This window comes from Microcoleus sp. S13_C3 (assembly GCF_036700905.1).
Taxonomy (GTDB): domain Bacteria; phylum Cyanobacteriota; class Cyanobacteriia; order Cyanobacteriales; family Microcoleaceae; genus Microcoleus.
Window position 1 is genome coordinate 1 of record NZ_JAUBPT010000029.1, and the last position, 12,137, is coordinate 12,137.

11 protein-coding genes and 1 pseudogene are annotated in these 12,137 nt (G+C 43.3%); 5 read left to right on the plus strand and 7 right to left on the minus strand.

Annotated features, from left to right (window positions below):
• Positions 1 to 66: 66 nt before the first annotated feature.
• On the minus strand, positions 67 to 1,155 hold the full coding sequence (locus QUA16_RS10720) for an ABC transporter ATP-binding protein (protein WP_333104513.1): 1,089 nt from the start codon (positions 1,153 to 1,155) through the stop codon (positions 67 to 69).
• Between the two features lie 126 nt (positions 1,156 to 1,281).
• Here QUA16_RS10720 and QUA16_RS10725 point away from each other — a divergent pair, with 126 nt between their 5' ends.
• Together QUA16_RS10725 and QUA16_RS10730 are read left to right on the plus strand one after the other, a co-directional pair.
• A complete protein-coding gene (locus QUA16_RS10725; protein WP_333104515.1) occupies positions 1,282 to 2,988 on the plus strand; it encodes an iron ABC transporter permease in 1,707 nt (568 codons plus the stop codon).
• Positions 2,989 to 3,349: 361 nt separating this feature from the next.
• On the plus strand, positions 3,350 to 3,871 hold the full coding sequence (locus QUA16_RS10730; RefSeq protein ID WP_333104517.1) for a pentapeptide repeat-containing protein: 522 nt from the start codon (positions 3,350 to 3,352) through the stop codon (positions 3,869 to 3,871).
• A gap of 65 nt (positions 3,872 to 3,936) precedes the next feature.
• On the opposite strand, the gene QUA16_RS10735 is transcribed toward QUA16_RS10730, so the two are convergent.
• The 6 genes from QUA16_RS10735 to QUA16_RS10760 all read right to left on the minus strand — a co-directional run bounded on the left by QUA16_RS10735 (position 3,937) and on the right by QUA16_RS10760 (position 8,410).
• Positions 3,937 to 4,986: a Fe(3+) ABC transporter substrate-binding protein gene (locus tag QUA16_RS10735; RefSeq protein ID WP_333104518.1), complete on the minus strand. Its 1,050-nt coding sequence runs from the start codon at positions 4,984 to 4,986 to the stop codon at positions 3,937 to 3,939.
• Positions 4,987 to 5,548: 562 nt separating this feature from the next.
• On the minus strand, positions 5,549 to 7,024 hold the full coding sequence (glgA, locus tag QUA16_RS10740; protein WP_333104519.1) for a glycogen synthase GlgA: 1,476 nt from the start codon (positions 7,022 to 7,024) through the stop codon (positions 5,549 to 5,551).
• Positions 7,025 to 7,221: 197 nt separating this feature from the next.
• On the minus strand, positions 7,222 to 7,521 hold the full coding sequence (locus QUA16_RS10745) for a hypothetical protein (RefSeq protein WP_333051746.1): 300 nt from the start codon (positions 7,519 to 7,521) through the stop codon (positions 7,222 to 7,224).
• A gap of 56 nt (positions 7,522 to 7,577) precedes the next feature.
• A complete protein-coding gene (locus QUA16_RS10750) occupies positions 7,578 to 7,706 on the minus strand; it encodes a hypothetical protein (protein ID WP_333104520.1) in 129 nt (42 codons plus the stop codon).
• Between the two features lie 90 nt (positions 7,707 to 7,796).
• A complete protein-coding gene (locus QUA16_RS10755) occupies positions 7,797 to 8,039 on the minus strand; it encodes a hypothetical protein (RefSeq protein ID WP_333104522.1) in 243 nt (80 codons plus the stop codon).
• Between the two features lie 59 nt (positions 8,040 to 8,098).
• The gene (locus tag QUA16_RS10760) at positions 8,099 to 8,410 is read right to left on the minus strand and encodes a hypothetical protein (protein ID WP_333104524.1); all 312 of its coding nucleotides are present in this window, start codon (positions 8,408 to 8,410) and stop codon (positions 8,099 to 8,101) included.
• A 180-nt stretch (positions 8,411 to 8,590) separates the two neighbouring features.
• On the opposite strand from QUA16_RS10760, the gene QUA16_RS10765 reads away from it, so the two are divergent.
• The 3 genes and pseudogenes from QUA16_RS10765 to QUA16_RS10775 all read left to right on the plus strand — a co-directional run.
• On the plus strand, positions 8,591 to 10,087 hold the full coding sequence (locus QUA16_RS10765) for a glycosyl hydrolase family 57 (protein WP_333104526.1): 1,497 nt from the start codon (positions 8,591 to 8,593) through the stop codon (positions 10,085 to 10,087).
• Positions 10,088 to 10,484: 397 nt separating this feature from the next.
• Positions 10,485 to 11,081 (plus strand): hypothetical protein, encoded by a 597-nt coding sequence (locus QUA16_RS10770; protein ID WP_333104528.1) that lies wholly within the window; start codon positions 10,485 to 10,487, stop codon positions 11,079 to 11,081.
• 71 nt (positions 11,082 to 11,152) lie between these two features.
• A pseudogene (locus QUA16_RS10775) lies at positions 11,153 to 12,137 on the plus strand (hypothetical protein); the annotation flags it as partial.

The window sequence follows — 12,137 nt, forward strand, 5'->3', positions numbered from 1 at the left end:
GGATTTAACAAGCTCCTAAATTCACTTATCATGCTTTCCTACTTTTGTCAAGTTCTAATACTGTACCTACGCCCTAGGCTTACCGACAAAGAAAGCTAAGGGAGAATTATCACCACAAGATAACCGAACTTTAGAACCAATGGGAAAAACATTTCCTGTGGTTGTGAGGGCATATAACTTTTCGCCCGAAGGTGTTTTTAAACAATAACGATTTTCTCTACCTAAAAACTGACGATCGCAAATCACAACAGGCGAATCTTCATCTAAGTATAAACTCAAGTCTTCCTGCCGGATCATCAATTCTCCTTCAGTAGAAACATCACAAGGAACTTGTGAACATGAATCTCCTTTAACAGCAAAACAACCTACTTCTGTTTCCCAAAAATCCTGCTTCAGCGATGCAGACACAAAATTAGCTTGCGTCACAAACTCAGCCACAAATCGAGATGCAGGTTCTTGATAAACTTCCTCTGGAGTGCCAAACTGTTCTAATTGGCCTTGACGCATCACCGCTACCCAATCTGAAATCGAAAGTGCTTCTTCGCGATCGTGGGTGACAAATACACCAGAGGTTCCCGTTGCTTTGAGAATCTCGCGGACTTCCTGACGCAATCTTAACCGTACTTGTACATCTAAATTACTCAATGGTTCATCTAGTAAAATAATCGCAGGTCTAGGGGCTAACGCACGGGCCAGGGCTACTCGCTGTTGCTGACCCCCGGATAATTCATGGGGATAACGGTTTTCCAACCCTTCTAATCCCACCAGCGCTAATGCTTCGGTGACACCTTTCTGAATATTATGCTTTGACTCTTTTCCTTGATGCGTCAAGCCAAAAGCTACATTTTTCGCGACTGTCAAATGGGGGAAGAGTGCATAGTCTTGAAACACCATACCAATGTCTCGCTGTTCCGGCGGCATTGACATATTAACACTGGCTACAGTTTTTCCTGCTAGGGCGATCGTCCCTGCTTGTAGCTGTTCAAAACCCGCAATTAACCGCAGCAACGTTGTTTTCCCACAACCCGATGGCCCCAACAACCCCAGTATATCTCCTTGATGTAATGTCAGGGTGACAGATGCCACCGCAGGTGATGCTGCTTGGGCATACTGTTTTGTTACACCATCCAACTGCAGAATTATAGGTGGAGCCATTATTGCCATAAATAATCAACAACTTACTATTCTACAATAAACCTGTTTAGTGATATAAATTGTCAGAAAGACTTGACAAATGTTTACACCTACTGATAAACTAGCAAGCTAGACAATTTACTAGCGATGAAAAATTCCCAACAATCACTACAGCAAACAGCAATCAAGACAACCCAATGGCGATCGACCTTACGCGGCTTATCCGCTAGTGGGTGGACACTTGCGGTTATCGCTTTAGCATTGCCGATCGCCATACCAGTTTTCAGTGTCTTATCCAGTATCTTTTTTGAAGCTAAAGATACATGGCAACATTTAACCGATACAGTTTTAACCCGTTATATCATCAACTCTTTATTGTTAATGATCGGTGTAGGCTTTGGTGTTGTCGTGATTGGCGTAGGATGTGCATGGCTAGTAACAATGTGTCGCTTTCGGGCCAGTCGCGTATTTGAATGGGCATTACTGTTACCCTTAGCGGCCCCAGCTTATGTCCTAGCTTATACTTATACAGACTTTTTAGAATTTTCAGGCCCAGTTCAAAGTGCTTTGCGTTCTATTTTTGGCTGGAGTTATGGAGACTATTGGTTTCCTAACGTGCGATCGCTCCCTGGAGCAATCTTAATGCTAATCTTAGTTTTATATCCCTACGTCTACCTATTAACAAGAGTTGCATTTTTGGAGCAATCAACTTGTACCCTAGAAGCTAGTAGAATACTGGGCTGTAGCCCTTGGCGGAGTTTTATTACAGTTGCCTTACCAATGGCTAGACCAGCAATTGTTGCAGGTTTAGCACTGGCTTTGATGGAAACTCTCAACGATTATGGCACTGTTCAGTATTTTGGAGTTGATACATTCACCACAGGTATTTATCGGACTTGGTTTGGCATGGGAGAACGAATTGCAGCCAATCAATTAGCTGCCCTGCTATTATTATTTGTTCTGGGTTTAATTTTAGTAGAACGCTGGTCGCGCAGTCGGACTAAATATTATCAAGCTAGCAGTCGCTATCGCCAACTGCAAACTTATCAGCTTAAAGGAATTAGGGGAAATTTAGCGGTAATTGCTTGTTTACTGCCGCTGTTTTTTGGTTTTTTATTGCCAGCGGGTCTGTTAGTAAAGTTGACATTAGCTAATTGGCAACTCACTTTAGATGAACGTTTTTGGATCTTTGCCCGTCATAGTTTAATTTTGGCAACACTGACAGCAATTTTAGCCGTAGTTATTGCCTTGATTATGGCTTATGGGTTACGGTTATATCCTAATTTAGGAGTGCAGTTAGGAACTAGAGTTGCGGCAATGGGCTATGCTGTACCTGGTTCTGTGATTGCAGTGGGGATTATGGTTCCCATTGGAAAAATTGACAATCTATTTGATAGTTGGATGCGTGAAAACTTTGGAATTTCTACAGGCTTGTTGTTAAGTGGTACGATCGCAGCTTTGGTATTTGCTTATATAGTTCGCTTCCTAGCTGTTTCTTTAAATGCGGTAGAGTCCAGTTTGAGCAAAATCAAGCCTAATTTAGATGATGCGGCGAGAAGTTTGGGTTATAGCCCGATGCAAACTTTAGTTACAGTTCATACACCAATGATGACGGGAGGTTTACTAACTGCCATGATGTTAGTATTCGTTGATGTAATGAAAGAGTTACCTGCTACTATAATTATTAGACCTTTTAACTTTGATACCTTGGCTGTGCGAACTTATCAACTTGCCTCAGATGAGCGATTGGCGGAAGCTTCTGGCCCAGCCTTGGCAATTGTTTTAGTGGGGATGTTACCGGTTATTTTATTAAGTTGGAAAATTGCGCGATCGCGCCAGTCTTCAACACTATAACCGCCAAATCTCTTCCCTGCTTGCACAGGTGATTGATTCTTTTAAAGCTATAGTCCGACAGGGGTTCAAACCCCTGTCTCATAGCGAAAGTCGTCTTCAGACGACTATACAGCTAGGATTTCAGTCGGTTTCAACTCACATCTTGCACCACTCTCAATTACTTGTTTAGGAACAGGCTTTTCGGCCTGTTCCACAAGAAAATCTACTCTTTGTGGAACGGGCATCTTGCCCGTTCTTGACAATGGTGCAAGATGTCGGTTTCAACCGACTTTAGCTATTAGACAGGGAATAAATTCCCTGGCGGGTTTCAGGAGAATGTATCAACCCTTCTTCCATCTTCCTTTTTCCTTCATAAATTAAGATGATTAATAAAAACTTAGCAATGTTTAACCGCACTACTGGCACAATCTCCTTCTTACTGCTTACTATTTTTGTCACCTTTGGATGCCAAAAACAGGCGACCAGCCCTCTCGAAACATTACAAAAAACTAAGCAATGTCCAGGATGTGACCTGACTGATACCAAGTTAAGTGACATTGATTTAACAAGCGCTAATCTCAACGGTGCTAAGTTGGAAGGTGCTATGCTAGAAAATGTCAAACTTAATGAAGCCTTACTCGATAGCGTCAATCTCAAAGGTGCAAATTTAAAAGGTGCTTCTCTGGAAAAAGCAGGTTTATTTTCGGCCGATCTCACAAATGCTGATTTGAGTAATGCAAATCTCAAGGGGGCTTTTTTGCGAGGTGCAAAACTGAATAATGCCAATCTTAGTAATGCCGATTTAAGTGAAACTGACTTAAATAGTGCTGATTTGACAGGGGCAAACCTGACAGGGGCAAACCTGACAGGCGCTATAATGCCGGATGGTAAAATTAAAAATTAAAGTTGATGGGATTCGACGGTTTCAACCGCCGAATCACAAAGAGTAGCTTCTTGTTCAAAAAGCCTCTATTTCCATCCGGCGCGATCGGCAATCTTTAAAGCGTCGGCGTTATTTTTCCCAAACACATCAGGGTTGAGAGGGTCAGATTTGAATGTACCAAAACTTGCCACTACAGGATCGATCGCCACACCTGAAATCACAGGGTATTCGTTATTACTCCTAGCAAAAATTTGTTGCGCTTCGCGACTGGCTAAGTGTTCCAAGAATTTGGTCGCGCCTGCTTTGTTACGGGAGGTTTTGACTACACCCCCACCACTAATGTTGACGTGGGTACCGCGATCGCGCTGGTTGGGGAAAAATACACCTACTTTCGCCGCGATCGCTTTTTCTGCAGGATCTTTCGATTTCATTAAGCGAGCTACATAATAGGTATTAACAATGGCAATATCGCCTACCCCATCAGCAACAGCCTTGATTTGCGCCGTATCATTTCCCTCTGGAGGACGCGCAAAATTAGCCACCAATCCTCGTGCCCAAGCTTCTGTTTTTTGAGCTCCATGAACCGCTAACATAGCCCCAACCAGAGACTGATTATAGATATTAGTGGACGATCGCACTAAAACTTTGCCTTTCCACCGAGGTTCTGTCAGCGCCTCATAGGTTGACAATTGGGCAGGGTTCACCTTGCTTTTGTTATAAACAATCACCCGTGCCCGGCGCGATAGACCGAACCAGAAACCTTGAGGATCTCGCAAACTTGCTGGAATTGCCGATGTCAGGACTGTTGAAGACACAGGTTGCAGAATACCTGCTTGTTTGGCCCGCCACAAACGCCCACCATCCACCGTGATGAAAACATCAGCGGGGCTATTTGCACCTTCACTTCTGATCCGTTCAATTAGTTGGTCAGCATCCGCCTCAACGAGGTTAACCTTGATCCCAGTTTTTTTGGTGAAGCTTTGGTACAACTCATTATCAGTATCGTAGTGACGTGCTGAATAAAGGTTGAGAGTCCCGGTTTGGGCTGCGACAGGGGCTTTTTTGCTTAGTTCCCCCACGGCCACGACAGCCATTGCTGTACCGCTGGCAAGAAAAATACGCCGAGAAATGCTCATTGTTCTATAATGATAGATTTTTTCATCTGGTAATTGACACGATGGTCTCTCTACAGCCATCTATAGTCAGTGCTTTACTATATTAATGCAAATAATTCTTATTTGATGATCGAGAGCGTAACTATTTTAGGGCTGACGCACTGCTGGTCAATCGATTTTAGATTTTAGATTTTAGATTTTAGATTGACTTGCGCGAGATAAATGCGGGGGCAATAAGTGATTTTCGATTTTCGATTTGGGATTGATTCCACGGATAAATCACGTGGCGGGTACCACATGAAGAAATTCGTGGTCAGAAATCCGGTCTCGACTTCGCTCAACCTGCAGTTTTTTTCCGAAAAGACTTGGTTATAAGCTGTCGGGCATCTTGCGTTGTATTTTTCGGGCGGGCGGGACGCCCAACCCCTACTCCCCACAACAATTTCATCTGAGATGTTGCACGATTCTCAATAAGCCTTTTATGAACAGGCTTTTCGGCCTGTGAAGCGAGAAAACTCATTCTTTGTGGAACGGGCCCTGGGGCCCGTTCTTGACAATGGTGCAGCATCTGAGATCCTACGGCTTATTTGTGTCTAATTAGCTCGTAAATTTCCACATAGTCTTTAGCTGGATATTTCCACGAATTGTCACAATTCATGCCTTGAAGCATGAGTTTTTCAAATTCATCATGATAGTCATACCACAACCCGATCGCCCGATCGAGCGCCGACTCTAAAGCCGAGTAGTCGGTTTGGTAAAACACGTAACCGTTGCGCTCTTCCGGGAGGTGGCGGGTGTCGTAATCTCGATCGAACACAGTATTCACCAAACCGCCAACTCCCCGCACCACAGGAACAGTGCCGTACCTCAACCCGATCATCTGAGTCAGCCCGCAGGGTTCGTAATTACTGGGAACCACAATCATATCCCCACCCGCGTAAATTAAGTGCGACAGTTCCTCATTAAAACCTAGTTCTAAATGGCAGTCGGGGTTATCATTTAAAAACTGTCTTTCATGCTGGAAATGCGCGTTAATTCCCGCTTCCGTCGCGGAGCCCAAAAGCACGAATTGCGCTCCCTTACTCAGAGAGTAATAAATTGCATGGTGGACGAGATGAACGCCTTTTTGGTCATCCAAACGACCGATAAAGGTAATAATAGGCTTGTCAGCATCGCGCAGTAACAGCCGATCGCGCAAAGCTTTTTTAGTTTTGGCTTTTCCTGCCAAATCCTCCTGATTGTAGTGGTGCGGAATATAGCGATCGCCATCGGGATTCCAGACATCATAATCAATGCCGTTGAGTACCCCGCGAAACTTCTCTTGATACAAGTGCAATGTGTGGCCCAAACCGTAGCCACACTCGCCGAGGTGAGCTTCCCAAGCGTGGTGCGGCGAAACCGTGGTGACAAAGTTCGAGTAAACAATGCCGCCTTTCATAAAGTTGATAGCAAAAGGGTTAAAGTTATCTCGGAGGCGATCGTAATCAAAATAATAATCCGGTCTGTGCAAACCCGTTGCTTCCAAAATATCGCTACCTCCCATGCCTTGATGTTTGAAATTGTGAATGGTATAGCAGACTCGCTGATTTTCCATCCAATTGTATTTGTAAATTTCAAACAGCAGGACTGGAATCAAACCAGTTTGCCAATCATGACAGTGAATCACATCGGGACGCTTGTTGCTTCTGAGCAAAAATTCCAAAGCGGCTTTGCTGAAAAATGCAAACCGCATATTGTCGTCATTGCACCCGTAATAACAGCCGCGATTAAAAAAGTTATCTTGAGAGCGAGGTTCGATGAAAAAACACAACTGCCCGTGCACCCAGCCGCACAAGACATCGCAGAGGATTTCGCCGCCGTACCAGGGCACAGCCAAATCCCGGTAGGCCTCGTGAAGTCCCCAAATGTGGTCGTACCTCATGCAGTCGTACTTGGGTAGAATAATCTCGACGCAGTGGCCGGAATTCTGCAACTCCCGACTCAAACCGTAAACTACGTCGCCCAAACCCCCTGCTTTGATGACGGGGGCGCACTCTGAGGCAATTTGTACTATGTACATTTTTTTTTCTCGCTCCTGATGAATCAAAAAGATATTTTCTTAACATGACAAAGTATATGGTTTCTCGCCAAATAAGCAAGTAGGCCATTGGGAATACAGGGCGATCGGGCTCCCAGAAGCCGAATTTGCGGCGGTTGCGATCGGCGATATCGTTTCGGCATTGCTGCAACTCGATCGCAAATTCCGCAAAACATAACTCATCTTCTCGCATTTGTCAACTCAATCTTTTGAGTCAAATCGCCATTTGTCTCGTCTAGTTCCGAATAGCGATCGAATAACTCACTCAAAGCTTCTTCTCCAACAATTTCTCCATTACTGACAAACTTCTCTACCTCCACCGAACCATCACTCAAAAATTCTATTTCCCACCGTTCCCCAGGTACAGCTACAATTACCATCAGAGCTTCATCGCGATGATGCGCTAAACTGTAATCGATAGCCTGTTTTTGCAATTTTTGCAAAAATAATATTACTTGGTCAAATCCATTATTTTTCATCTATAAAATCTCCGATCGCTCAACAATTTGCGAACCATCTTAAAGCCGGGGATATTTTATTCAGCACCTCTTTCTATTTGCTCCCATATCATTTCGCTAAATTCTTCCCAACTTGGCGAACTTGCCGGAAGCTGTGCTTGTTTTATACTACCTTTTTTACCTTTGAGAATCTCAGACACTTTCATGCCTGCAAATTTGTGTGCGATGTTTCTTCCTCCTTATCTTACATAAATCCCACTCATAATTCTCATACCGCTAGACAAAAATGCAACAACTCAACCCAAACCCATCGCATCATTTTCACATACTAATAATTTACCTTTCCCCTGATAATACCAAACATAACCCTCTCCACCGCCTTTGCCAAAATGACCTAATTTTCGATAATCTTCTTCAATCCCCTTGGTAAATCCTTTCACCAAATCGCAATCAGCTATCAAAGTTTCACCTTGTTTGAGTTCGACAACCTTAGCCGGTGAATTTGTAGCAGCTACAACTATAGCTTTTTGCTCGCGCAAAGCTGTAACAGCAATTCTCCACCTACCGTCAATCGATTTTAGATTTTAGATTTTAGATTTTAGATTAAAGAATTGAAGCATTGACTTGCGCGAGATAAATTCGGCGGGCAAGTTTCATCGGATACAGGTTTTTTATTTCTGGACGGATGAATCACGTGGCGGGTATCCTGGATGCTTTCGGTCAATTTTCCAATACACCAATGCAGCGCACCTTTTTGAATTATTACTCCCGAATTATTCAATTTAATTTCCGCTTGCTGAACGAGGGGAATATTCTTAGTGGGATGATAAAACTTGTTCGTTTCTGGATTGATATTATTTTGGACATACCACAAATCCGTTGGTTCCAAAACCTTGATTTCGTATTTCATAATTTACCTCGCCTATTTACGTGAAATGTGTTAAACATTTTACCCAAGATTAGGATCTGCCGCGCTCCCGGACTTATCTTGTGAAATTTATCTTTGGCCGACATCCTCTGGTACTGTTAAAGTATCTAGCTATCTTAGCAATAGCAGACAGCGCCCCTCCACAATTGTTGAGAAAAATTTATGCCTGCGATCGCACAATCTCCCAATTTACCGATTTTACAAGAAATCAACTCAGGATTACCCCATATTTGTGGCTCCGAAGCAGAAATTAATGCCGCAGCCAACAGCAACGAACCAATCTTTCTACCTACCACAAATCTGCGGCTGGAAAATATTCAAGCCGGATTCGCCTGCGCCCTGCATATGCACCAACCCACCATTCCTGGCGGTGCAAACGGCGAACTGATCTGCAATCTCCAGCATATGTTTGAACATCCCAACCAAGGAGACAACCACAACGCCGGAGTGTTTGCTTGGTGCTATTCCCGCATGGGAGAATTTATCCCCCAACTGATTGCCGAAGGCTGCAACCCGCGAATTATGCTGGACTATTCGGGCAACTTATTGTGGGGATTGCGCCAAATGGGACGCGACGATATCTTTGATAATCTCAAGCGGATTACCTGCGATCCTCAATATCAACCTCACGTAGAATGGCTGGGGACAATGTGGAGTCACGCCGTCATTCCCTCAACTCCCATTCCCGACATCAAACTCCAAATTCAAGCATGGCAACATCATTTTGCAGCCATTTTTGGCATTGATGCCCTGAAGCGCGTCAAAGGTTTTTCGCCCCCAGAAATGCACTTTCCCAATCACCCAGATACACTTTACGAATACATCAAAGCTTTGAAAGAATGCGGCTATCGCTGGCTGATGGTGCAAGAACATTCTGTAGAAAATCCCGACGGTTCGGGATTGTCGCACGACCAAAAATATATTCCAAACCGTTTAGTTGCCCGCAATTCTCACGGCGAAACAATCAGTATTACTGCTTTGATTAAAAGCCAAGGTTCAGATACGAAATTGGTCGGTCAAATGCAGCCGTATTACGAAGCAAAAGGACGCAATAAACAGCAAATTGGCAATGTCACAGTTCCTTCTTTAGTCACTCAGATTGCCGACGGCGAAAATGGCGGCGTGATGATGAATGAATTTCCCAGCGCTTTTGTCAAAGCTTGGCACGAAAACCGCGAACAAGGCGGGGGGAAATCTGGTGTTGTTGGTTTAAACGGCACTGAATATTTGGAGATTGTTGAAGCGGCGGGTGTTAATCCTGATGATTATCCCATTTGTCAAGGGGTTAACCAGCACAAAATCTGGCACCTAGTCGATCCTGATAGTGCAACGCCGGAAAAAGTGGAAAGTGCGATCGCCCAACTCAAGCAAACAGACCATAATTTTCACATGGATGGTGCTTCTTGGACTAACGATTTAAGTTGGGTGAAAGGCTACGAAAATGTCTTGGAACCGATGAATCTACTCAGCGCTGCATTCCACAAAAAATACGATGCGCGGGTGCAGCAAGATGCCGCTGTTACTAAGCAGTTTGAATACCAGCAAGCTTTGCTTTACAATTTGTTGCTACAAACAAGCTGTTTCCGCTATTGGGGACAGGGAACTTGGACTGATTACGCGCGGGAACTTTATAACCGCGGCGCTGCTTTAATGAAGTAGGAAAATTTGGCAGTTGCGGTGTGGCGAAAAACCCGCAACTGCGAACTTTTCCAAATTTTACAAACAAATAATTCCAGTGCACCCGGATTTGATATCAACCCTATATTCGCTGATTTTCTCGCATTTTAGAGGAAACTAGATAAAAAACAGTATCCCTTGAAACTTTTTAGCTACAGAAGTCAATATTTTATCTTAAATCTTCCTTTAGGCTTAACTAATATTACTAGGAAAGATTTGATTTACTTCTCTGAAAGTCACTCAATTCAGTAAATTTTCGGATTGTGTAGAACTTTGATACTGTGATAATGTTTGGAGATAATCTCACCAAACTTCTTTTAAATCAGCGTAGGCGCTACTGCCCTACTCTTAGGATAAAGCAATAAGGAGGACAAGCATCATGACTATAGGAGAATCCAGTGACAACAATGCCGTTGAAGTAGATGGCATTCGGTTTGAAACAATCCTGTCAAACCGTCTGTGGATTGTCCCGATCAAAAGAACTAACCAAGACGATCATACATCTGTAGTGTTAGGTTTTTCCCTCACTAACAATACTTCAACTCCCTATTATTTTAGTTTTTTCCAATTTTTTCCCGAAATTATAACATCAGATGGTCAAAATATTAATCCTGGTTATCAGGCAGATGGAGTAGGAGTACCTGACGAATCCGATCTTCACTTAATTATGCCGGGAAAGTCTGTAACTTTTTCTCAAACTGCTCAGTGTTATTGGGAGCGAAAATATCCAAAAATAAAAAGAAAGCAGGATAGAGATTTAATGCTTTTTATGCCTTTTACCAACCGTGAATATTGGAAATTTCATCTACCATCTACGGGAAATTATTCGATTAGATTCAAATACGAAGTAACTAATGCGACAGTAAAATGCTATGACGAGTTAATACATAAACAGTGCTTAAAAATGGTATGGGTTGGGCAAGTTTTTACCCCTTTCATAGAGTTTTGCATAGTGCAACCAGTAACCACAAAGTGAACATGAAACTAATTAGGATTAACGCCTAATAATTAGCACTTCGTATAAACATAACTGATTGAGGATACATAATGGCGACCACACAAACGATCGTAATGTTTTTAGCAACACCCTTGTTAGTTGCATTCACGAGTCAAGAGGCTATGGGTTTCAGCCTGAGTTTTGCAGCAAAAGGAGCGCGAGATTTATACCTTCCAACTCAGTCTATCACTTATATGCAAGGGAATGAAGAAATAACTATCAACACCAGACTGGAGCCATATAAAATAACAGAAATGCCACGTGGCGGGACGATAACTTTGCAAAATCTGCTAGAGGCTTATAGGATATCAGCTTATAATAATTCCGGTCGTACACAGATTTGGAATTTTACTAAAGCGGATAAAGACTTAAGAGGAAATGTAGAAGTATTAAACTATTATGCTTGTACTTTTAAAATTCCCTGTAAATATCCTAATTTACCAAATGTAACAACACCTAATCCACCTGTTTCAACCGGAGTGGGAGCTGGGATTGAGTTGAATTACCGGCGAGGTAGAGGTGATACAACACGAGACCTTCGTTGGATTCAGTGGGTAAACACTAACCACCCGGCTCATGTGAAGCAACATGATAATAAAGTGTCAAAATACCTTGACAATGTAGGCCGTGAAAACACCCCTTTCTATCCAGGAAGTACCGAAAGATTGGCAGACAGAAGCTATAGAGAAGATCCCCTAAACGAGCATTATTGGATTGCTGAAGCTTACTTAGCTGACATAGAGACATTCACCAGAAAAGATAAAAACGAACTAACTATTACGGAAACAAACGTTAGGATTTACAACGGAATACGGTGGGGCTGGAAAAACAAAGTAACTCGTCGTCGCAAACAACCAGTTCCGGTTCCCGTTCCCGTTCCCGTTCCAAAGCCAACTCCAGCGCCCGTTCCAGTTCCAGAAGAATATTGTCCACCACCAGGTTTGCTTACTAAAAGCGGTAGCGCTATTGTTGCCAGCAGCAGCAGCGGTGGCGGCGGCATCGGTTGTGTGACACCATCGCCGTCACCCTCACCAG